At 75.1% G+C, this 22,387-nt stretch carries 20 protein-coding genes; 5 read left to right on the forward strand and 15 right to left on the reverse strand.

Annotation, left to right across the window (positions count from 1 at the left end; all coding sequences use genetic code 11):
• The 14 genes from ACI79R_RS17790 to ACI79R_RS17855 all read right to left on the reverse strand — a co-directional run.
• On the reverse strand, positions 1-745 hold a 745-nt coding region (locus ACI79R_RS17790; RefSeq protein WP_456574987.1), incomplete at its 3' end, for an Nramp family divalent metal transporter.
• Positions 746-782: 37 nt separating this feature from the next.
• Positions 783-1,859: a 3,4-dihydroxyphenylacetate 2,3-dioxygenase gene (gene hpaD, locus ACI79R_RS17795; protein ID WP_456574988.1), complete on the reverse strand. Its 1,077-nt coding sequence runs from the start codon at positions 1,857-1,859 to the stop codon at positions 783-785.
• A gap of 19 nt (positions 1,860-1,878) precedes the next feature.
• Complete coding sequence (gene hpaE, locus ACI79R_RS17800; RefSeq protein WP_456574989.1) at positions 1,879-3,423, reverse strand: 5-carboxymethyl-2-hydroxymuconate semialdehyde dehydrogenase; 1,545 nt, start codon at positions 3,421-3,423, stop codon at positions 1,879-1,881.
• Positions 3,420-4,397: a 4-hydroxy-tetrahydrodipicolinate synthase gene (gene dapA / locus ACI79R_RS17805; RefSeq protein ID WP_456574990.1), complete on the reverse strand. Its 978-nt coding sequence runs from the start codon at positions 4,395-4,397 to the stop codon at positions 3,420-3,422. The genes hpaE and dapA overlap by 4 nt, the downstream gene beginning before the upstream one ends.
• Before the next feature lie 35 nt (positions 4,398-4,432).
• Positions 4,433-5,890, reverse strand: coding sequence for a fumarylacetoacetate hydrolase family protein (locus tag ACI79R_RS17810; protein WP_456574991.1), 1,458 nt, complete (start codon positions 5,888-5,890; stop codon positions 4,433-4,435).
• A 153-nt stretch (positions 5,891-6,043) separates the two neighbouring features.
• The gene (locus tag ACI79R_RS17815) at positions 6,044-6,739 is read right to left on the reverse strand and encodes a GntR family transcriptional regulator (RefSeq protein ID WP_456574992.1); all 696 of its coding nucleotides are present in this window, start codon (positions 6,737-6,739) and stop codon (positions 6,044-6,046) included.
• A gap of 94 nt (positions 6,740-6,833) precedes the next feature.
• The gene (locus tag ACI79R_RS17820; protein WP_456574993.1) at positions 6,834-7,580 is read right to left on the reverse strand and encodes an alpha/beta fold hydrolase; all 747 of its coding nucleotides are present in this window, start codon (positions 7,578-7,580) and stop codon (positions 6,834-6,836) included.
• 41 nt (positions 7,581-7,621) lie between these two features.
• Complete coding sequence (locus ACI79R_RS17825) at positions 7,622-8,218, reverse strand: TetR/AcrR family transcriptional regulator (protein ID WP_456574994.1); 597 nt, start codon at positions 8,216-8,218, stop codon at positions 7,622-7,624.
• 11 nt (positions 8,219-8,229) lie between these two features.
• Entirely contained in the window at positions 8,230-9,144 is a 915-nt protein-coding gene (locus ACI79R_RS17830; protein ID WP_456574995.1) for an ATP-binding cassette domain-containing protein, read from the reverse strand.
• Positions 9,141-11,015: a dipeptide/oligopeptide/nickel ABC transporter permease/ATP-binding protein gene (locus ACI79R_RS17835; RefSeq protein WP_456574996.1), complete on the reverse strand. Its 1,875-nt coding sequence runs from the start codon at positions 11,013-11,015 to the stop codon at positions 9,141-9,143. Before ACI79R_RS17835 ends, ACI79R_RS17830 begins: the two co-directional genes overlap by 4 nt.
• A complete protein-coding gene (locus ACI79R_RS17840) occupies positions 11,012-11,953 on the reverse strand; it encodes an ABC transporter permease (RefSeq protein WP_456574997.1) in 942 nt (313 codons plus the stop codon). Before ACI79R_RS17840 ends, ACI79R_RS17835 begins: the two co-directional genes overlap by 4 nt.
• Positions 11,954-12,015: 62 nt before the next feature.
• The gene (locus tag ACI79R_RS17845) at positions 12,016-13,518 is read right to left on the reverse strand and encodes an ABC transporter substrate-binding protein (protein ID WP_456574998.1); all 1,503 of its coding nucleotides are present in this window, start codon (positions 13,516-13,518) and stop codon (positions 12,016-12,018) included.
• A 272-nt stretch (positions 13,519-13,790) separates the two neighbouring features.
• A complete protein-coding gene (locus ACI79R_RS17850; protein ID WP_456574999.1) occupies positions 13,791-14,780 on the reverse strand; it encodes a methyltransferase family protein in 990 nt (329 codons plus the stop codon).
• Between the two features lie 86 nt (positions 14,781-14,866).
• On the reverse strand, positions 14,867-15,844 hold the full coding sequence (locus ACI79R_RS17855) for an aldo/keto reductase (protein ID WP_456575000.1): 978 nt from the start codon (positions 15,842-15,844) through the stop codon (positions 14,867-14,869).
• 82 nt (positions 15,845-15,926) lie between these two features.
• Between ACI79R_RS17855 and ACI79R_RS17860 the strand changes: the two genes are divergently transcribed.
• On the forward strand, positions 15,927-16,667 hold the full coding sequence (locus tag ACI79R_RS17860; protein ID WP_456575001.1) for an SDR family NAD(P)-dependent oxidoreductase: 741 nt from the start codon (positions 15,927-15,929) through the stop codon (positions 16,665-16,667).
• A 45-nt stretch (positions 16,668-16,712) separates the two neighbouring features.
• On the opposite strand, the gene ACI79R_RS17865 is transcribed toward ACI79R_RS17860, so the two are convergent.
• Entirely contained in the window at positions 16,713-18,107 is a 1,395-nt protein-coding gene (locus ACI79R_RS17865; protein WP_456575002.1) for an amidohydrolase, read from the reverse strand.
• A gap of 144 nt (positions 18,108-18,251) precedes the next feature.
• Between ACI79R_RS17865 and ACI79R_RS17870 the strand changes: the two genes are divergently transcribed.
• Genes ACI79R_RS17870 through ACI79R_RS17885 form a run of 4 tightly spaced genes read left to right on the forward strand, consistent with a single transcriptional unit; the run spans position 18,252 to position 22,376 of the window.
• Positions 18,252-19,358, forward strand: a complete 1,107-nt coding sequence (locus tag ACI79R_RS17870) for a zinc-binding dehydrogenase (RefSeq protein ID WP_456575003.1) — start codon at positions 18,252-18,254, stop codon at positions 19,356-19,358.
• A 26-nt stretch (positions 19,359-19,384) separates the two neighbouring features.
• Complete coding sequence (locus ACI79R_RS17875; RefSeq protein WP_456575004.1) at positions 19,385-20,344, forward strand: aldo/keto reductase; 960 nt, start codon at positions 19,385-19,387, stop codon at positions 20,342-20,344.
• A gap of 50 nt (positions 20,345-20,394) precedes the next feature.
• A complete protein-coding gene (locus ACI79R_RS17880; protein WP_456575005.1) occupies positions 20,395-21,381 on the forward strand; it encodes an alpha/beta hydrolase in 987 nt (328 codons plus the stop codon).
• Positions 21,378-22,376, forward strand: a complete 999-nt coding sequence (locus ACI79R_RS17885) for an alpha/beta hydrolase (RefSeq protein ID WP_456575006.1) — start codon at positions 21,378-21,380, stop codon at positions 22,374-22,376. Before ACI79R_RS17880 ends, ACI79R_RS17885 begins: the two co-directional genes overlap by 4 nt.
• The last annotated feature ends 11 nt before the right edge of the window (positions 22,377-22,387 follow it).

Genomic DNA, 22,387 nt, shown 5'->3' on the forward strand with positions numbered 1-22,387 from the left:
GGGCGCCGCCGCGCGCGGGGGGCGCCCCCCCCCCCCCGCCGCCCCCCCCCCGCCCCCCCCCGCCCCGCCCGCCCCCCTCGGCGGCCAGGGCCGAGTGGGCGTAGACCGCGTGCGGCATGACCGTCGCGCCCAGCATGCCGGCGACCAGCAGCAGGCTGCCGGCGCCGTCCAGGCGCGGCACCAGCCCGCCGGCGACGTCGCCGGCCGCCGGCGGGTCCACCACCACGCCGGCCACGAAGCCGACGCAGACCACCGCGAGCATCGCGAGGACGGCGGTCTGCAGGCCCTGCGGCCGCCCCTGGCCGCCCAGGCGCAGGATCAGCATCGACACGCCCGCGGTGATCACCCCGCCCCACAGCAGCGGGAGGTCGAACAGCAGGTGCAGCGCGATCGCCCCGCCGAGCACCTCGGCGAGGTCGGTGGCCATCGTGACCACCTCGGCCTGCGCCCAGTAGGCCCACCGCACCGGCCGCGACATCCGGTCGCGGAGCACCTCGGGCAGCGAGGCGCCGGTGACGACCCCGAGCTTGGCCGCGAGGTACTGCACCAGCCCGGCCATGACGTTGGCCCCGACGACCACCCACACCAGCAGGTGTCCGTACGTGGCCCCGGCCGCGGTGTTGGTCGCGACGTTGCCCGGGTCGACGTAGGCGGCTGACGCCACGAGCGCGGGGCCGAGCAGCAGCAGGGTCGCGCTCCCCGGGCGGCGGGTCCCCGGCCGGCCGGCCAGGGTCACCCCGCCCACGGCGACCTCCCGGCCCCCGGGCGGCGGCCGCCGCCGGTCACACCTGGTGCCCGACCTTGAAGCCGCGGGCCTCGCCGCCGGCCTCGTCCGGCCGGGTGTAGGAGAAGCCGTCGGCGCCGATCGTCACGTCGGACTCCCGCGCGTCGGTGCGCTCCTGCAGCGGCTGCGGGGCGCCGTCGAGATCGAGCACGGTGGAGGCCTCGGCGTACCAGGAGGGCACGACGGGGTTGCCCCACCAGTCACGGCGCTGGTTGTCGTGCACGTCCCAGGTGATCACCGGGTTGTCGGGGTCACCGGTGTAGTAGTCGTGCGTGTAGATCTCGATCCGGTGCCCGTCGGGGTCGCGCAGGTAGAGGTAGAAGGCGTTGGAGACCCCGTGCCGCCCCGGCCCGCGCTCGATGCGGTCGGAGTGGCGCAGCGCGCCCAGCTTGTCGCAGATGTGCAGGATCTGGCTGCGCTCGTGGGTGGCGAAGGCGATGTGGTGCATCCGCGGCCCGTCGCCGCCGGTGAGGGCGATGTCGTGCACGGTGGACTTGCGGTACATCCACGCCGCGTAGACCGTGCCCTCGGCGTCCTCGATGTCCTCCGAGACCCGGAACCCCAGCCCCTCGTAGTGCCGCTGGGCGGCCGGGACGTCGGGGACGACGATGTTGAAGTGGTCCAGCCGGCTGATGGCACCGGCCCCGTGCAGGTCGTAGCGCTGGGTGAACCGCTCCACGTGCTCGGCGTCGTGGAAGTACTCGATCGGGAAGCCCAGCGGGTCCTCCACGCGCACCGCCTCGCCGATGCCGCGGCAGGTGCCGGCCGGCACCCGCTCGACGCGGACGCCGAGGCCGCGGTGGTAGGCCTCCGCGGCGTCGAGCTCGCGCGGCGAGCGGACGCGGTAGGCCAGCCGCGCGCAGGCGGCGACGTCCCCGCGGCGCAGCACCAGCGAGTGGTGCAGGTACTCCTCGAACGCGCGCAGGTAGAGGGCGTCCTCGGTCTCGGCGGTGACGACCAGGCCCAGGACGTCGACGTAGAACCACCGGGCCCTCGCCAGGTCGGTGACGACGAGCTCGGCGTAGGCGCAGCGGATGACGTCGGGCGGGGTGGGGGTGGCGGTCGGGTCGCTCATCGGTGCTCTCCTCCGGGGGTCAGTAGTCGATCTGGGCCGCAGCCTGGGCACCGAAGCGCGTGGTGTGGACGTCGCCGAGGGTGATGTGGACGGCCTGCTCCTCGGTGTAGAAGTCGATGGACCGGTGGCCGCCCTCGTGGCCCAGCCCGGAGGCCTTGACGCCGCCGAAGGGCGTGCGCAGGTCCCGGACGTTGTGCGAGTTGAGCCAGACCATCCCGGCCTCGATGGACTGGGCCACGCGGTGCGCGCGGGTCAGGTCGGAGGTCCACACGTAGGCCGCCAGCCCGTACCGGACGTCGTTGGCCAGGGCGATCGCCTCGGCCTCGTCGTCGAAGGGGGTCAGCGCGACGACGGGGCCGAAGATCTCCTCCTGGAAGATCCGGGCGGTGGGCGGCACGTCGGCGAAGACGGTGGGGGCGAGGTAGTTGCCCACCGGCAGGTGCGCCGGCCGGCCGCCACCGGCCACCAGGCGCCCCTCCTCCTTGCCGACCGCCACGTAGCCGAGCACCCGCTCGTAGTGCTCGGGGTGCACCAGCGCGCCGACCTCGGTGGCCGGGTCGTGCGGGTCGCCGACGACGATCCGCGCGGCCCGCTCGGCGTACCGGTCGACGAACTCGTCGTAGACGGTGCGCTGGACGAGGATCCGCGAGCCGGCGGTGCACCGCTCGCCGTTGAGCGAGAAGACGCCGAACAGCGAGGAGTCCAGCGCGGCGGCGAGGTCGGCGTCGTCGAAGACGACGACCGGCGACTTCCCGCCGAGCTCCATCGACAGGCCCTTGAGGTGCGTGGCCGCCGACCGGAAGATCGTCTGCCCGGTGGTGGTCTCCCCCGTGAAGGAGATCAGCCGGGTGCCCGGGTGCTCGACGAGCGCGGCGCCGGCCTCCTCGCCGATCCCGTTGACCAGGTTGAACACCCCGCGCGGGAGGCCGGCCTCGGTGAAGATCTCCGCCCACAGGCTCGCCGACAGCGGGGTGAACTCCGCGGGCTTGAGCACCACGGTGCAGCCGGAGGCCAGCGCGGGGGCCAGCTTCCAGGACTCGAGCATGAACGGCGTGTTCCAGGGGGTGATCAGCCCGGCGACGCCGACCGGCTTGCGGTTGACGTAGTTGAGCTGGCGGCCGGGCACCTTGTAGGCGTCGTCGGACTGGGCGACGACGACGTCGGCGAAGAAGCGGAAGTTCTCGGCCGCCCGCTGCGCCTGCCCCAGGGCCTGGGTGATCGGCAGCCCGGTGTCGAAGGTCTCCAGCTCGGCCAGCCGGCGGTCCTGCGCCTCCACCAGGTCGGCGATCCGGTTGAGCACGCGGGCCCGGGCGCGGGGCAGCATCGTCGGCCACGGCCCGTCGGTGAACGCGCGGCCGGCCGCCCGGACCGCGGCGTCGACGTCGGCCGCCTGGCCGGCCGCCGCGGTGGCGTAGGTGGTGTTGGACACCGGGTCCAGGACCTCGAACACCTCGCCGCCGGCGGAGTCGCGCGCCTCGCCGTCGATGTGGTGCCGCAGGTGGCTCGGCAGGCCCTCGGGCACGTGCCGGCGGGGGGCGGCGACAGGGGTCGGCTGGCCGGTCATCGGGTTCCCTCGGGGGCTGGGACGTCGGCGGGGGTGACGTCGGCGGGGGTGACGTCGGCGGGGGTCAGGTACTGCTCGCCGGCGGCGGCGAGGCCGCGCACCCGCTCCTGCCCGGCGGTCGTGAGCGGGACCAGCGGCGGCCGCACGGCGTCGCTGACCAGCAGGCCCCGCTGGGCGAGCAGCCACTTGGCCGGCGCCGGGTTGGTCTCGACGAACAGCAGGTCCACCAGCGGGTGGACGCCGTAGTGCAGCTCGCGGGCCCGCCGGTCGTCGCCGGCCACGGCCGCCTCGTACATCTCGGCGACGGCGGCGGGGGCGATGTTGGCCAGGGCCGAGACGAAGCCGACGCCGCCGAGCGACAGCACCGGCAGGCACAGCAGCTCGATGCCCGACCAGACCAGCAGGTCCGGCCCGCACTCGGCGAGCACCCGGGAGAAGTGCTCGAAGTCCTTGGTCGTCTCCTTGACCCCGACGAAGTTGTCGTGGTCGCGGAACAGCCGGCCGATGGTCTCCGGGGCGATCTCCACCGCCGTCCGCGACGGGACGTTGTAGGCCACCACCGGCAGGTCGGGGAATTCCCGGGCCACCGTGGAGTACCAGCGGTAGAGCGCCTCCTGGGTGGGGCGGGCGTAGTAGGGGGTGATGACCAGGACGGCGTCGGCCCCGGCGTCGCGCGCCGCGGCGGTCAGCTCGAGGGTCTCGTCGAGCTTGGCCGACCCGGTGCCGGGCACGAACGGCACCCGGTCACCGATCTCGTCGGCGACGGTGCGGATCGCCTCGGCCCGCTCGGCGATCGACTGCGCCGAGGGCTCCCCGGTCGACCCGCCCAGCGAGATGCCGTGCGTGCCGGAGGCCAGCTGCCAGCGCACGAGGGTGCGCAGGCCGTCGGAGTCGACGGCGCCGGTGGGGGTGAACGGGGTGACGAGGGGGGCGATCGAGCCCCGGATCTGCGCCGGGTCGGAGCGGTACCTCATGGGGGCCTCTCGGGAGGGGGCGGGGAACGGGGGGGTCAGTCGGAGGCGCCGGCGTCGTAGCGCCGCCGCCACTCGCCGGCGAGCGGGTAGAGGCCGTCGAGGGCCGCGCCCTCGGCGACGCGCTCGGCGATCCAGGCCTCCTCGCGCTCCTGCCGCTCGGCGTCGGCGAGCACCTCGGCGACCAGCGCCGGCGGGATGACGACGACGCCGTCGTCGTCGGCGACCACCACGTCGCCGACCTGCACGGTGGCGCCGCCGCAGGCCACCGCCACGTCGGTCTCCCACGGCACGTGCCGGCGGCCGAGGACGGCGGGGTGCTCGCCGGCGGCGTGCACCGGCAGGCCGACGGCCGCGACCGCGGCGGCGTCGCGGACCGCGCCGTCGGTGACCACGCCCGCGGCGCCGCGGGCCCGCGCCCGCAGCGCGAGGATGTCGCCGAGGGTGCCGGCGCCGGCGTCGCGGCGGGCCTCCACGACGAGCACCTCGCCCGGGCCGAGCGAGTCGAAGGCACGCTTCTGCGCGTTGTAGCCGCCGCCGCGCGCGGCGAAGAGGTCGGGGCGGGCGGGGACGAAGCGCAGGGTGCGGGCGGTGCCGACGATGCGCCGGCCGGGGACCAGCGGGTGGACGCCGTCGACGGAGACGTCGTCGTAACCGCGCCGGCGCAGCTGCACCGACAGCGTGGCGACCGCCACCCGGCCGAGCCGGTCCCGCAGATCGGGGTCGAGGCCGGCCGCCGCCGGCGGCGTGCCCCACGCATCGGCGCGGACCGCGTCGTCGACCCGGGGCTGCGCGCCCCAGGGCGGGAGCTCGCCGCCGTCGACGACCTCGGTGCGCAGGCGCCCGGTGCTGCGGCCGGCGCCGTCGGAGACCTCTACCTCGACCACCTGCCCGGGCGCGGCGACCGAGGCGCCGGCCGGCGTGCCGGTGAGGACGACGTCGCCCACCTCGAGGGTCATCAGCCGCGACAGGTCGGCGACCAGCGCGCCGAGGTCGAACAGCAGCGTGTCGGTGGTGCCGTCCTGGACCAGCTCACCGTCCAGCCAGGTGCGCACGCGCAGGCCGGCGGGGTCGAGGTCGGCCGCGGGCAGCAGCCGCGGGCCGAGCGGGGTGTAGCCGTCGCCGCCCTTGGCCCGCAGGTTGGACCCGCGGTCGGCGGCGCGCAGGTCGTACAGGCCGAGGTCGTCGGCGGCGGTGACCCAGCCGACGTGCGACCAGCCCTCCTCCGGGCGGACGGCGCGGGCGGTGCGCCCGATCACCAGCGCGATCTCGCCCTCGAACCCGAGCAGTTCGGTGCCCTCCGGCCGCGCCACGACACCGCTGCCGGTCAGCGAGCTCGACGGCTTGAGGAAGTACGACGGCGTGTCCGGGGTCCGGCCGCGCTGGGCGGCTCGCGAGCGGTAGTTGAGGTGGACCGCGACGACCTTCCCGGGGCGGTGCCCCAGCTCGCGGGTCACCGCGTCGACGTCCTGCGGCACGGTGTGGAGCTGGGCCACGGGGTCCTCCGTCGTCCGGGAGCAGGGTCAGAATCGTATATCTACAACTGTAGTATATCCGCATCCTGCCCCGCCCCCGCCGCCGGCACAACCCCCCGGACGGCACGCCGGACGCGTCCCCGGGGCGGCGCCCCCGCCCCCCGCCGCGGCGGATCAGCCGCGCCCGGCGGCCCGGCTCCCGGCGCGCCGCACGGGGCGCTCGTCGGCGCGCGAGGCCGCCTGGTGGATGGCCTGGTAGGCCTGCACCGTCTGCAGCTTGTGCCAGCGCGCGTACTCCTCGACCTGCTGCGGATCCCCGGTCTCCAGCAGGCCGATCAGGTGCTGGTGCTCGGCGAGCGCCGCGCGCGAACGCTCCGGCAGGTAGACGAACATCGTGCGGCGGACCTGGTCGAGCCGCCGGTGGGTCTGCTTCAGCAGGTCGAGCAGCACCTCGTTGGCACACCGCCCGACGATCGCCTCGTGGAAGCGCCGGTTGAGCGTGCCGAAGCGCAGCGCGTCGCCGGCGACGGCGGCCTGCTCCATCTGCTCGGCCAGCCGCCGCAGCCGGGTGAGGTCGGTCTTCCGCAGCCGCGGCTGGGCCTGGCCACTGGCCGCACCCTCGAGGACGGCGAGGGCCACCATCGCCTGCTCCCAGGAGGTGGCGTCGACCGGGGCGACGACGGCGCCGGCGTTGGGCCGGAACTGGACCCAGCCCTCGGCCTCCAGCCGCCGCAGCGCCTCGCGCACCGGGATGGGGCTGACGCCCAGCTCGCGGGCGAGCGCGTCGATGTTGAGCCGGTCCAGCGGCTGGTAGTCGCCCGCGTGGATGCGATCGCGCAGGATCGTATACGTTCGCTCCTGCTTGTTCACCGGCCGAGCGTACGGCGCACGTGCCGCCTCCCCCGCCGTCGCGCACCCTCCGGGCGCCACGGGCTCACCGGTACGGGGGAGGCGGCGGACGACGTCAGCCGATCCCCAGGAAGCCGAGGACGGCGGCGCGGAACGGATCCCCCTGGAGAGCGCCTCCGTGGTCGCCGGGCACCTGCTCCAGCCGCGCACCCGGCACGCGGCCGGCGACCGTCTCGATGCCCTGCGCCATGGGGTCGGCGACACCGGCGAGGAACAGGGTCGGCACCGCCGGGACCCGCACCCCGGGGTCGAACGGCTCCCGGGCCAGCCCCTCGACGAGGGTGAGCAGCGACGCCGCGTCCCGCCCCGGCTGCCCGGCCATGCCCGCGATGACCGCGGTCAGCGGATCGGCCGGCCGGGGCCCCCCGGCCACCGCGGCGCGCGCCGCCGCGAGGTCGACCATGCCGAACGGCTCCATCGGGCTCAGCCCGCCGAGCACCAGCCGGCGGACGCGCAGCCCGGGCGCGGCGGCGAGGTCCCAGCACAGGCGGGCGCCGAGCGAGTAGCCGACCAGGTCCACCTCCGGACCCACGGCCCCGGCGACGGCCTCGGCCAGCTGGTGCACCACCCGGCCGGTGGTCACCTCGTCCGCCGAGGTCACGGCCGGGGCGGAGCCGTGACCGGGGAGGTGGACGACCAGGCTCGTCCGCCCGGCCGCCGCCAGCGGATCCGCCCAGCGCTCGGCCGGCCAGTCCGCGGCGGCCGTGGAGGCGAAGCCGTGCACCAGCACGACGGGCGGCCCCGTCTCCGGCCCGGTGGCAAGGATGCGGTCGGCGGCGACGGAGGGGGTGACAGCGGTCATTCTACGAGCGTAGACGTTACGTCGGACCGCCGTCCAGGTGCTCAGGCAGCGCCGGCGACCCGCTCGACGAAGCTGTCGACGTACGCGCGGTGGCGCGCGACCAGCTCCCCGGGCGGGTACATCAGGCTGGTCACGGTGGCCCCGATCGCCACCGAGATGACCTCGTCGGCGAGCAGCCCCACCGCCGGCGCGTCGGCCGGCTCACCGCGGTCGCGGACCGCCGCGATCCGCTGGGTCAGCTGGACACGCCAGTCGGTCAGCAGCTCGCGGTAGCGGTCGGCGAGCGCCGGATTGGCCACCGAGTGGTCCCACAGGGCCAGCAGGATCCGACCCGAGGCGATCTCGTGCGGCTCCATCGGCAGCGTGGCCAGGAGGAACCCGCGCAGCTGCTCCGCCGGGCTCTGCGTGGTGTCCAGCGCGGCCAGCCGCTCGCCCGTCTCGGCCAGCACGCTCTCGAACGTCGCCGCGATGATGCTGTCCTTGCTGGGGAAGTAGTGCTTGAGCGCCCCGTTGGCGAAACCGGCCGCGGTCACGATGCTGCGCATCGTGGCGGCCTCGAAGCCACCCTCGACGATCAGCTTCTTCGCGACCTCGACGATCTCCCGCCGCCGCTGATCGTGGTCGATGATCTTCGGCATGTCCGGGGAGCCTACTGCCGCTCCCCGGCCGGCTCCCGCAGCTGCAGCCACCGGGCCCGGCGCTCGGCCTGCCGGGCCGGGTCGGCCACCGGGGAGGCCAGCAGCAGCCGCTGCGTGTAGGGGTGCGACGGGTCCTGGGTGACCACGTCGGCGGGGCCGGACTCCACGATCTCGCCGCCGTACATGACCGAGACCCGGTGGCAGATCCGCCGGACCACCGCGAGGTCGTGGGAGACGAACAGGTAGGAGACGCCGGTCTCGCGCTGCAGGTCGATGAACAGGTCGACGATGGCCGACTGGGTGGTGAGGTCCAGGGCGCTCACCGGCTCGTCGCAGATGACCAGCCGCGGCCGCCGGACCAGCGCCCGCGCGATCGCGATGCGCTGGCGCTGCCCGCCGGAGAACTCCGTCGGGTAGCGGTGCACCGTGTCGGCCGGCAGCCGGACGCGGTCGAGCACCTCGGCCACCAGCCGGCGGCAGGTGGCCCGGTCGGTGCCGCCCACCCGCAGCGGCTCGGCGAGGACCTCGCCGATGCTCATCGTCGGGTCCAGCGAGCCGTACGGGTCCTGGAAGACCACCTGCAGGTCGCTTGCCAGGCGCCGGCGGTCGGCCCGGCCGGCGTGCGTGATGTCCTCCCCGTCGAAGGTGATCGACCCCGACGAGACCGCGGCCAGGCCCAGGACGGCCTTGCCGAGGGTCGACTTGCCCGAGCCGCTCTCCCCCACCAGGCCGACGCACTCGCCGGCGCCGATGGCGAGGGAGACGCCCTTCAGCGCCCGGAAGGTGCGGCGGTGGGCCAGCCGGTAGTCCACGACGACGTCCCGGACGTCGAGCAGCGGTGTCGCCGCGGGGTCCGCCCGGCGGGCGTCCGTCGCGGCGGGAGCTGCCGTGCGGGGGGTCGCCGTGTGGGGGGCCGTCGCGCTCATGCGTCCACCGTCCTGCCCGTGCCGGGTCGTGCCGCCGCCAGGTCCGCACCGGCCGGCGGGACCGCGGCGGACCCGGCCCAGGCGGTGTCGAGCTCCTGCCGGCCCGCCACGTCGTCCAGCGACGCGCTGATCAGCTCGGCGGTGTAGGGGTGCTCCGGCCGCCGGAAGATCTGCTCCAGCGGCCCGACCTCGACCACCCGGCCGTCCTTCATGACGACCACGCGGTCGCAGATGTCGGCGACGACGCCGAAGTCGTGGGTGACGATCACCATCGCCATCCCGTACTCCTGCTGCAGTTCGCGCAGCAGCTCGAGCACCTCGGCCTGGACGGTGACGTCCAGCGCGGTCGTGGGCTCGTCGGCCACCAGGAGGGTGGGCCGGCCGGCCACCGCGCCGGCAATCAGCACCCGCTGCGCCATGCCGCCGGAGACCTGGTGCGGATAGGAGCGCAGCACCCGGTCCGGATCGGGCAGGCCGACCCGTTCCAGCACCTGGCGGGCCCGCTGGTACGCCGCCTCCCTCGACAGCCCGTGCACCCGCCGCAGCGGCTCGGTCAGCTGGGCGCCGATCGTGTAGCAGGGGTCGAGGTTGCTCATCGGTTCCTGCGGCACGTAGCCGATCTCCCGGCCGAGCAGCGCGGTGCGCTCGCGGCGCGGCAGGCGGCCGACCTCCCGGCCGCCGATCCAGAGGCCCTGGGCCGCCGTCGTGGCGCCGGCCGGCAGCAGGTCGAGCGCGGCGAAGACGGTCTGCGACTTGCCGGAGCCCGACTCTCCCACGATGCCCAGGACCTCACCGGGGGCCACGTCCAGCGAGACGCCGCGGACCACCTCCCGCACGCCGGTGGGCGTGGCGTAGGCGACCCGCAGCCCCTCGACGCGCAGCGCGCCGGCCTCCGGCGGGTGCACCAGCGCGCCGCTGCCCGCGGCGCTCGGCTCGCCCAGCTGGGGGGCCGGCTGCTCGAGCGCCCGGCGGGCCCGCGCGCGGGCCCGCCGCGTCGGCCCCTCGGCCCGCACGCTGACCAGGTCGGCCAGGACCGACCCGATGAAGGCCAGGGCGGCGATCGTCAGGCCGAGGGCCAGGGAGGGCCACAGCAGGATCAGCGGGTGGGCGAGCATGTTGCGGAAGCCGTCGTTCATCATCTGGCCCCAGCTCGGCACCGCCGCCGAGCCGATGCCGAGGAACTGCAGGCCGGCCTGGATGCCGATGGCGATGCCGGCGGTGAGCGCGGTCTGGATGATCACCGGCGCGTACACCGCCCGGAGCATGTGCGTGCGCAGGATCCGCACGTCGCTGCCGCCGGCCACCCGCGCGGCGTCGATGTAGGGCTCCCGGCGGACGGTCAGCGCCCGGGCCCGGCTGATCCGGAAGTAGCCCGGCGCCAGGAAGACCCCGATGGCCACCATCAGCACGGTGAAGTCCTGGCCGGTGCCGGCGGCCACCACGAGCAGCACGATCATCGCGGGGACCGACTGCAGGGCGTCGCTGATCCAGGACAGCACCCGGTCGGTCAGGCGGCCGAAGTAGCCGGCGGCGATCCCGGCCGGCACGCCGAGCAGCATCCCGCTGACGCAGGTGACCACCGCGCCGTACAGCGTGGTGCGGGTGCCCAGCAGCAGCCGGCTGAGGATGTCGCGGCCGGCCGAGTCCCCGCCGAGCAGGTGTCCCTCCCCCGGCGGGGCCTTGGCGATGGTGTAGTCGACGAGGCCGGGGTCGTACGGCGCCAGCCACGGGGCGAGGACCGCGACCACGGCGACGACCAGGACGACGACCAGCGCCACCACCCCGGCGGGCCGGCGGAGGAACCGCCGCCACAGGCCGGCGCGGGCGGTCGCTGCGGGGTCGACGTCGACGGGGACGGCTGCTGCGGTCACGAGTCGCGCACCTTCGGGTTGACCCACCCGAGCACGAGGTCGAGCAGGAAGTTGACGAGGACGACGAAGACCACCGTGACGGCGGTCAGGCCGAGCAGGACCGGGATGTCGCCGATCTGGGAGGCCGACTGGGTGAGGCTGCCGATCCCGGGGAGGTTGAAGACGATCTCGACGACGATCGCCCCGCCCAGCAGCCCGACGAACATCAGCGCCAGGACGGTGAGCGCCGCCGGCGAGGCGTTGCGCAGCACGTGCAGGGTCACCCGCCGCGAGGACAGCCCGCGGGCGCGCAGCGTCCGCACGAAGTCCTGCCGGGCCACCTCGATGAAGCCGTTCCGCAGCTGCTCGCCCACCAGCACGATCGCCCCGATGGCCAGGGACACCGCCGGCAGGGTGATCGAGCGCAGCCAGCCGCCCACCGAGGTGTCGGGCGAGACGTAGCCGATCGCCGGGAACCACTGGAGCTGGATGGCGAACCACATGACCAGCACGAGGCTGACCCAGAAGCCGGGCAGGGCGAAGAGCACGACCGAGGCCAGCTTCAGGCACCGGTCCAGCCGCCCGCCGGGGCGCAGTCCGCAGGCGATGCCGACGGCCACCCCGATGACCGCGGTCAGCAGGATGGCGAACACGACCACCGAGAGGGTGACCGGCACGCGCAGGGCGACCTGGTCGGCGACGGGCTGGAAGTTGCGCCAGGAGACGCCGAAGTCGCCCGTGACCGCGGCGGTGAGCCAGTCCCAGAACTGGGTGAGCAGTGGCCGGTCGTAGCCGATGCGCTCGCGCAGGGCCGCCTGCTGGGCCGGCGTCGCGCTGTTGCCCAGCAGCCCGGCGGTCGGGTCGCCGACCGCCGCGTAGGCGAGGAAGAAGGTGCCGCTGGTGACCAGCAGCAGGAGGAGGACCCCGGAGGCGAGTCGCTTCGCGGTGAAGGTGAGCATGTCCCTGACCCCTTGCCGGTGGCGGGCCCCCGCGCCGGGAGCCCGCCACCGCAGGACGAGCGCTAGGCGCGCTGGATGAACCGGAGGGTCGGGAACATCATCCCGGTGATGGGCGTGATGGTGATCCCGTCGACGCTGAAGTACGTGTTCTCCGCCTGGTACCAGACGTCCCACCAGGCCAGCTCGACCAGCGTGCGGTCCAGCTCGCGCAGCAGCTCGGGCTGGTCGGCGGGGTCGGCCGCCTGGACCTCCGCCACCAGGGCCGCGACCTCGGGGAAGTCCTCGATCGAGGGGTCGGGGTTGAACCACTGCGGTCGGGTGACCTGGGAGACCAGCGTGGCCATGTCGTTGGAGTCCATGGCCACCACCGCGAGGAACATGGGGTAGCTCGGGGCGTTGACCTGGTAGTCGGCCATCGACATGTCCTGCCACTCGACCGTGATGCCGAGCTCGCCCAGCGTCTGGTCGGCCGCCGGTTGCCAGGCCTGGAAGATCGGCGACATCGGCATCTGCACGGTGAAGCCGTCGGCGTACCCGGCGTCGGCCAGCAACTGGCGGGCCTTGTCCATGTCGGTGTCGTAGACGTCGAGGGAGTCGTCGTGGACGTCGCCGTCCACCGACCACGGCTGGTCGGTCACGACGCCGGCGCCGTTCGCGACGGCCTGGAGGATCCCCGCGGCGTCGAAGGCGTGGGCGATGGCCTGCCGCACCCGCTCGTCACCCAGCGGGGCCAGCCGCTCGCCGGTCCGGTCGACGAACTGGACGCCGACCCAGGAGGCGACCCGCTGGGCGATGTTCCAGCCGTTCTGCTCGGCGGTCTCGAGGTTCTCCGCGTTGGCGAAGCTGGCGTTCAGCTGGCCCGACAGCATCGCGTTGAAGCTCGCCGTCTGGTCGGTGATGGGGAACAGCCGCACCGAGGAGAAGGGATAGGTGCCGGCGTCCCAGTGCTCGTCCTTCTTGGTGAAGACGTACTCCGACGCCGGCGTCGACTGGTCCTGCTCGTAGGTGTAGGGACCCGAGCCCACCGGGCCGTCGGTGAGGGTGCCGGCCGCGATCGCCGCCGGGGAGGCCATCCAGCTGCGCCCCAGGCCCATGAAGTACAGGAGCGCGTCGTCGCGCTCGCGCAGCCGGAGCTCGACGGTGTCCTCGTCGACGGCGCTGACGCTGTCGACGTTGACGTAGGCCTGCCCGGACCGGACGCCGTCCTTGAGGTGCTGCAGGTTGGCCACCGCCGCGTCGGCGTCGAAGGCCTCGCCGTCGTCGAAGGTGACCCCGTCGCGCAGGTCCATGGTCAGGGTCAGCCGGTCCTCGGACCACTCCCAGCCGGTGGCCAGCGCGGGGATCGGCTCGGACTCCTCGTCCAGCGCGACCAGCGGGTCGTACACGGCCGACAGGTAGGGCCCGTCGAACCCGATGTCGGCGTTCGCCGGGTCCCACGAGGTGACGTCCAGGAAGACGCCCGCCTTCAGTTCGTCGATCGCCGCGCCGTCGGCGCTGCCGCCGCCGGTCCCGGCCGCGCTCGTACAGCCGGCCAGCGCGACGGCGACGGCACACCCGGCCGTCATCAGCGCCGTTCTCCGAGTCCTCTGCATCGAGTCCTTCTCTCGAGTGGGGGCTGCTGGAGCGGTGGCGCGCCCGATGGGCCCGGCCTCGTCGCAGCAAGGGGGGTGCGAGTGAGAGCTGGCTCACCCCGCGCCGTTGAGTCTACGGTTGTCGGCGAAAAACGCAATGGTCTACGAGCGGCGAAACGTATATGAAACGACGGAGACCGGCCGCCGACGCGGGTCGGCGGCCGGTCTCGGCCGGGAGGCGGTGCGCGCAGCGCTGCGCCGGGCGGTCAGGCGGCGTCGGCCACCAGCACCCGCGGGCTGCCGGGCAGGGCGAGCACCTCCCGAGGGCGCCAGCCGGCCCCCTCCAGCCAGCCGCGCACCTCGGCCTCGGGGTACACGACGGTCCCGTCGATGACGAAGTACTCGCCCGCGTGCAGGGCGTCGATCGGCCGCTGCCGCTCGTCGTCGTCGAGGAAGAAGTCGAGCAGCAGCAGCGTGGCACCGGGGGCCGCGGCGGCGCGGGCATTGGCCAGGATCGTGCGGTTCTGCTCGGCGGAGAAGCGGTGGACGACGTGGTTGACCATGACGACGTCGTGCTCGCCCTCCGGGGCGGCGGTCTCGGTCGGCGCGGGGGCCACCGTCGCGCGGCCGCCCAGGCCGGCCGCGGCCAGGGCGTCGCTGATGCCCAGCGTCGAGGACGGCGCGAAGACGAAGCGCACCGTCAGGTCGGGGTTGGCGCGCATGGCGCCGATGGCGAACTCCGGCGAGAGCCCGCCCAGGTCGAGCATCGAGCGGTGCGCGCCGAAGTCGTAGGTACGGGCGAGCATCGCCGCGTGCAGGGCGTTGTACCGCATGACCCCTGCCATGAAGGTCGCCCAGCGGGCGTCGTCCATCTGCAGGTCGCCGGGCTTGGCGGTGTCGACGGTGCGGTCGAACTGCAGCCAGTGGCCGTAGCTGATCTCGGCGAGGAAGGTCAGGAAGGGCGCGAGGTCCAGCGCGCCCTTCCCGGCGAGGTACTCGGCCGCGTCCGGCGCCAGGACGTACCGCCCGCCGGCGCGGTCCAGCAGGCCCAGCGCGTTCATGGCATCGGCGAGCACGCGGACCATCTGCTCGCTGACCCCGGTGGCCGCCGCCAGCTCGGGCACGCTCCGGCCGCCGTCGGCCAGCGCGCGGAACAGCCCGATCCGGGACGCCGCGAACAGCTGCTTCGCGCCCATGTAGCCGATGGCGAGGTCGACGATCCGGTCGGGGGTGGGCGCCGGCGTCGGTCCGGTCATGGAGGTGCTCCTCGGGAGTGGGGAGGGGCCGGCCCGCTGCCGGTCCGTGCCTTTATTCTACAGTTGTCGACAGAAAGCGGAAGGGGTCAGCGCGGCGCCCATGTGCCGTCGGCGGCGACCTCGCGGTCCAGCCAGAGGTCGGCGGTCAGTGCCCTCAGCCGGTCGGCCCCGATGCGCTCCAGCAGGCCGAACGCCGCGACGTCGTCCTCGAGCTGGGCCAGGCGGGAGACGCCGACCAGCACGTTGGTGGTCGCCGGGTTGGCCAGGCAGAAGGCGATCCCCAGCCGCGCCGGCGTGACCCCCAGGTCGTCGGCCAGGGCCCGGACCCGGGGCCAGGCCGCCACGATCTGCTCCCGGATCCCACCGACGTCGGCGCCGATCTTCCGGGCCGGCCGGAGGTTGCCCACCAGCAGGCCGCCCTCGAAGACGTCGGAGGCCTGCAGGCCCAGCTCCCCGCCGGCGAACAGCGGGGCGTAGTACGCCCCCTCGGCCATCGACCGCCGGACCAGCCCGTACTTCAGCTGCGCGAAGCACGGCGGCACCAGGCCGCGCGCCCGGGCGGTGTCGATGGCCGCCCGCACGTCGGCGTGGCGCCAGTTGTTCACGCCCCAAGCGGCGAACCGGCCGAGCTCGATCTGCTCGGCGACGTCGTCGACGACCCGCTCGACGTCGAGCTCGCCCAGGTAGTCGCCGACGACCACCACGTCGGCCCGCTCGACCCCGACCCGCTCGAGCGAGGTCTCCATCTGCCGGGTGAACGTCGTCGCGGGGTAGTCCCAGAGCCAGAGCTTGCCGCAGTACACCCACTGCTCGCGGGCCACCCCGGCCTCGCGCAGCGCCGCGGCGAACAGCCGGTCGGTCTGCGAGTTCTCCGCGTGCGGCCCCATGTCGTAGTGCGCGACGTCGAAGAAGGCACAGCCGAGCTCCACGGCCCGCGCGACCAGCGCGACGGCCTCGTCGGGGGTCATGCGGTCCCAGGTGTTCCAGCTGCCGAGCGACAGCGCCGGCACCTCCGGACCTCCGGGGCCGAGCAACCGACGCGGTACGGACGGGGTCACGGTCATGAGTCCTCCTCGGACCGGGGTTTATTTTCTACAGTTGTAGTCTATCCGGACCGGACCCCGGTCACGAACGAGAGGAACGCCGATGGCGTCAGCCCGCACCGTCCTGGTCACCGGAGGAGCCGGGGGGATCGGCCGGGCCATCGCCGCGGCCTTCCGCGCGGCCGGCGACCGCGTCGTCCTCGCCGACGTCGACCCCGACCGCCTCCACGGCGCCGCGGCGGCACTCGGCGCGCCCGGCACCGTCGTCGACATCACCGACCCCGGGTCGGTGACCGGCGTCCTGGACGAGGTGCAGGAGCGGGTCGGGCCCGTCGACGTGCTGGTCAACAACGCCGGCCTGCTCAGCGTGCACGGCGCGCTGCTCGAGCTGCCCGCCGCCGACCTGGACCGCATCCTGCGCACCAACGTCCTGGGCACCTTCGTCATGACCCAGCAGGTGGCCGCGCGCATGGTGGCGCGGGGGCAGGGCGGCGTGGTGGTCAACCTGTCGTCCATCGGCGGACGGCAGCCGACGCCCGGGATGGGCGGCTACGAGAGCAGCAAGGCCGCCGTCGACGCGCTGACCCGGTGGGCGGCGATCGAGCTGGCGCCGCACGGCATCCGGGTCAACGCCGTCGCGCCCGGTCCGGTGCTCACCGAGATGCTCGCCGCCGGCCTGCCGGAGGGCTCGCCGGCCCGCGAGGCGTGGACCAGCCGGATCCCGCTGCGCCGGCTGGCCGCCGTCGAGGACGTCGCGGCGGCGGTGCTGTTCCTGGCCGGCGACTCCGCCCGGCACGTGACCGGCACCAGCCTGCCGGTGGACGGCGGGCAGCTGCTCACCTGAGCCGGGCGCGCGGTCGCCGCCACGGGGGCGGCGACCGCGCGCGGGTCAGACCGCGGCGGTCAGCCGGCGCTCGTGCACGACCTCGCCGCCGAGGACGGTCAGCTCGACGGCGACCTCGGGCAGGTCGGCGACGGGGAGCTCGAACGGATCGGCCTCCAGCACGCAGAGATCGGCCACCATGCCGGGGGCCAGCGTCCCCTTCCACGCGGCCGCCCCGTCCTGCCGCGCGGGGTGCACCGTGTAGCAGCGCAGCAGCGTGGCCAGCCGCTCCCGCCGGTCGGCGGCCGGGCCCATCCACTCGTCGGCCGCGGCGACCTCCTGCCGCCAGTCCGGCGACAGCACCGGTGCGTCGGTGGTCAGGCAGAGCGGGACGCCGGCGTCGAGCGCCGCCTGCAGCGGCCACGCCGCCGCGCCGCGGCCGGCCCCGAGCGCGGCGTCGACCAGCCCCGACGTGCGGACGGCGATGCCGGCCTGCACCGACAGCCCGACCCCGAGCCGGCCCATGCGGGCCAGCTGCCCCTCCTGCACCAGGTCGCCGTGGATGACGTAGTGGCCGAGGTCGACGTCGCGCTCGGCGCGCGCGGCGGCGACCGCGTCGAGGACGACCTCGATCGACCGGTCGCCGGTGGCGTGCACGCCGACCTGCAGCCCGGCGCGGTGCGCGGCCAGCACCATCCGCATGAGGTTCTGCTCGCGGTCGACGTCGTCGGCGCCGGCCACCAGCAGCGCGGCGTGCCCGCCGTCTGCGTAGCAGGAGTGCGTGTAGGCCGAGCCCATCGGCGGGATGCCGTCGGCGAAGATCTTCACCCCGGCGAAGTGCAGCCGCTCCCGGTCGGCTCCGCGGTGCTGCGCGTCGCCCAGCCCGGCGAGGAAGGCCGTCAGGTCGCTGGGGCCGTCGAGCTCGCCGAACAGGGAGAGCACGGTCACCCGCGCCCGCAACCGGCCCTCGGCCGCCAGCGCGCGGTACTGCTCGGCGACCGAGGAGCCGAAGGCGCCGGTCTCGCCGTCGTCCTCCCCCGGCCCGAGGCCGGGCTCGGTGTAGCTGGTGACGCCCAGGGAGGCCAGGAGGTCCCCGGCGCGCAGGATCGCCGCGCGCTGCTCCTCCGGGCCGCGCAGCGGCCGCGCGGGCGCGGCACCCGGCGCGCCGGTGGCGCCGAAGAGGGTGTCGGGCCACAGCGCGCCCAGCCAGGTGGCGTGCAGGTGCGCGTCGTTGATGCCCGGCAGCACGGCCCGCCCCGCCAGGTGCACGACCTGCGTGCCCGCCCCGATCAGCCCGGCCACCTCGGCGTCGGTGCCCGCGCCGACCACGCGCCCGCCCCGCACGGCCAGCGCGGTCGGCGCCGCCCCGGCCGGGGGCAGCGCACCGGCCATCGTGTGCACGACGCCGCCGAGGAGCACGAGGTCGGCTGCGCTCGAGGTCGCCGGGAGGGGGTTCGGCACGGGGTCTCCAGGGGTCCGTCGAGCTCGGCGGATCCGGCGGGCTCGGGTGGTCGTCGACTCTCGACATTTGTGTCGACAGCCGTAGACTAAACCACCGTCCGGCCTTGGGTGCCGCTTCCCCGTCCTCCCGAAGGAGTTCCGACCTTGGTCCCCACCTCCACCCGCGCGGCGGTCCTCACCGAGCACGGCGCACCGCTGCAGCTCACCGACCTGCCGCTGCCCGGCGAGCTGGAACCGGGCGCCGCCCTGGTCCGGATCACCTGCGCGACGCTGTGCGGCACCGACATCGAGCTGTGGGCCGGGAAGATGACCTTCCCCGGGATGCTGCCGATGGTGCTGGGCCACGAGATGGTCGGCGAGGTCGTCGCCGTCGGCGCGGCCACCCGCGACGCGCTGGGCCGCGAGGTGACCGTCGGCGCGCGGATCGGCTGGTCGGAGTCCACCTGCGGGGAGTGCCACGGCTGCACGGTGCTGCGCGAGCCGGTGGCCTGCTCGCGCCGCGGCTACGGCTTCCTGCAGCGCTCCGACGTCCCGCCGTACGCGACCGCGGGCCTGGCCGAGTACGCCTACGTCGTCCCGCGGGCGGCGAAGCTGCTGCTGCCCGACGAGGTGCCCGACACCTGGGCGGCCATGGCCGGCTGCGCGGCCAAGACGGTGCTGCGCGCCTTCGGCCGGGCCGGCGGGGTGACCCCGGGCGACCGGGTGGTGGTGCAGGGCTCGGGGGCGCTCGGCGTCTTCGCCACCGCGGTGGCCCGGCTCTCCGGCGCCGGCCAGGTCGTCACCGTGGGCGCGCCGGAGCCCCGGCTGGCGCTGGCCCGCGAGTTCGGCGCCGACGCCACCGTCGACATCGCGCTCGGCTCCGAGGGGGTCGTCGCCCGGGTCCGCGAGCTGACCGGCGACGCCGGCGGCGACCTGGTGCTCGACTTCGCCGGCGCGCCGACCGTCGGCCGGGAGGCCGTCGCGATGGCCGCCCAGCGCGGACGCGTGGTCGTGGTCGGCAGCACCGGCCCGGAGCTGCAGCAGCTGCCGCTCGGCACGGTCATGGGCAAGGAGCTGACCGTGCTCGGCTCGCTCAACGGCGACATCGCCGACTACGCGCACGCCATCGACTTCTTCCGGGCCTTCGCCGACCGCATGCCGTGGGACCGCCTGTTCGGCGAGCCGGTCGGCCTGGCCGCGGCCGGCGAGCGGATCGAGGCCATGCAGCGCCTCGACGAGATCAAGGCCGTCGTCGACCCCCGGCTGCCCTGACCGCCCCGACCCCCAGGAGGCCTCGCATGTCCACTCCCCTGCCCCGCCGCCGGATCGGCACCTCCGAGCTGGAGACCGGCGTGCTCTCCCTCGGCTCGTGGCACACCTACGACCGGATGGACTTCGCCGACGCCGTCCGCATGGTCCGGTACGCCGTCGACGCCGGCATCGACCTGTTCGACGTCGGCGTCTACGGCATGCCCGGGCGCCCGCCGGTCTTCACCGACGTCCTGTGGGGCGCGATCATGCGCGCGACCGGCCTGCCCCGGGACCGGTACCTGGTCTCGGCCAAGCTCTGGATCGAGGGCTTCGGCGAGGGCGGGTTCCGGCCGCAGCTGGAGAACGCCTTCCTCCGCGCCGGGTACGACCACGCCGACCTCGCGGTGCTCGGCGACCTGCGGCGCGACGACGTCCCGCTGGAGGCGCTCGTCGACGACCTGTCCGGCCTGGTGCGCGCCGGGCTGGTCCGCGCATGGGGAGTGAACAACTGGTCGGCCTCGGCGGTCCACCGGCTGCGTGAGATCGCCGCCGAGCGCGGCGTCGACGGTCCGCAGATCGCCCAGCTGAAGTACAGCGTGGCCCGCCGGGCCATCCCGGACGGGGAGCCGTTCGCCGCCCTCTTCGCCGAGGGCTTCAGCATGCAGGCCTCCGACGTGCTGGAGGGCGGCATCCTGGCCGGCCGGACCGAGCTCTCCCGCGAGATCGGCCGCGATCCCGGCGGCATCCGCGAGGCGATCGTGCAGACCGCGCCCGGGGTCGTCGCGCTAGCCGCCGACCTCGGCACCACCGCCGCCCAGCTGGCGATCGCCTTCACCCTCACCCATCCGGCCACCGCCACCACCCTGTTCGGCGCCACCCGCCTGGAGCAGGTCGAGCAGGCCGTCGGCGCGGTCGACCTGGTGGAGCGGATCGGCGCCGCGGAGCTCCGGTCGCTGGTCGAGCCGTTCTGGGTCGACCGCGGCGTCGTCGACCCCGAGGGCCCGTGACCGCCGCCCGGCCCCGTCCCCGTCCCGCCGCCCCGCAGGAGCTCCCGGCAATGACTCCCCCGCCCGTGCCCTTCGACCCCGAGATCGAGCCCGCGCTGGCCCTGGTGGTGCGGCCGGACGCACCGCCGTTCACGCCCGGGACCATCCCCGCCATGCGGGCGGAGATGGCCGCGCTGTTCCCGCCGGCCGCCGTCGCCGTCGGGGACGCGCCGGTCGACGTCGCCGAACTGACCGTCCCCGGCCCCGAGGGGGCGCCGGATCTGGCACTCACGGTGCTGTCGCCGCGCGGGCTGTCCACCCCGCGGCCGGCCCTCTACAACATCCACGGCGGCGGCATGATGGTCGGCTGCCGCGACATGGACGTCCCCCGGCTGCTCGCGCTGGTGCTCGAGCACGGCGTGGTGGCGGTGAACGTCGAGTACCGGCTGGCACCCGAGCACCCGCACCCCGCGCCGGTCGAGGACTGCTACGCCGGGCTGGTGTGGACCGCCGGGCACGCCGCCGAGCTGTCGATCGACCCCGGGCGGATCGTCGTCATGGGCGGCAGCGCGGGGGGCGGGCTGGCCGCCGCCGTCGCGCTCCTGGCCCGGGACCGGGGCGGCCCCGCGCTGGCCGGCCAGCTGCTGCTGTGCCCGATGCTGGACGACAGCAACACCACGGTGGCCAGCCACCAGTACCGCGGCCTGGGCACCTGGACCCGGGAGGCCAACCTCGCCGGCTGGCGGTCGCTGCTCGGGGACGTCGCCGGCACCGGGACGGCGTCCCCCTACGCCTCCCCCAGCCGTGCGAGCGACCTGTCGGGCCTGCCGCCTGCCTTCGTCGAGGTGGGCAGCGCGGAGCCCTTCCGCGACGAGGACACCGAGTACGCCTCGCGCATCTGGGCCACCGGCGGCCAGGCCGAGCTGCACGTGTGGAGCGGGGCCTTCCACGGCTTCGACATGTACGCCCCCGACTCCGCGGTCACCCGGGCGGCGCTGGCGGCGCGCGACTCCTGGCTGCGCCGCGTGCTGGTGCCCGCGACGCAGGCCGCGCGGTGAGCGGCGGCCGGCCGGAGCACCCGCCGGTCCCCTACGACCCGGAGCTGGAGCCGGGCCTGGCGGCCTTCCTGGACCTGGTGGAAGGCATCCCGCTGCGCGCGGACACGATCCTGGCCAACCGTGCCCACTTCGCGACGATCGTGCCGCCGGTGGAGCAGGTCGTCGGCGACCGGCCGGTGCAGGTCGAGCACCGGACGGTGCCGGGTCCGCCGGGCGCGCCGGACGTCGAGCTGACCGTCGTCCGCCCGCGCGGGCCGGTTCGCGGGGCGCCCGGCCTGTACGCCGTGCACGGCGGCGGGATGGTGCTGGGCAACCGGTTCTTCGGCCTCGACGGGCTGGTCGAGGACGTGCTGGAGCACGGCGCGGTCGGGGTGACCGTCGAGTACCGGCTGGCACCCGAGCACCCGGCTCCCGCGGCGGTCGAGGACTGCTACGCCGGCCTGGTCTGGTTCGCCGCCCACGCCGCGGAGCTGGGGGTCGACCCGTCGCGGATCGTGGTGACCGGGGCCAGTGCCGGTGGCGGGCTGTCCGCCGCCGTCGCGCTGATGGCCCGCGACCGCGGTGGCCCGGCGCTGGCCGGCCAGGTGCTGCTGTGCCCGATGATCGACGACCGCAACGACAGCGTCTCCAGCCGGCAGTACGACGGGCTCGGCGCCTGGGACCGCACCACCAACGACACCGGCTGGACCGCCCTGCTCGGCGCGGACCGGGGCACCGACCGGGTGTCGCCGTACGCGGCGCCGGCCCGGGCGGACGACCTCTCCGGCCTGCCCCCGGCGTTCATCGACGTGGGGGCGGCCGAGGTCTTCCGCGACGAGGCCGTCGACTACGCGCTGCGGATCTGGGCGACCGGCGGCTCGGCCGAGCTGCACGTCTGGGCCGGCGGCTACCACGGCTTCACCGGGTTCTCCCCGCAGGCGGAGGTGTCCCGGGCCGCGGCCGCGGCCCGCCGGTCGTGGCTGCGCCGGGTGCTCGGCCCGCCGGCCGCCCCGTGACCGCTGCCCCG

The sequence above is a fragment of the Blastococcus sp. SYSU D00820 genome, assembly GCF_054050695.1.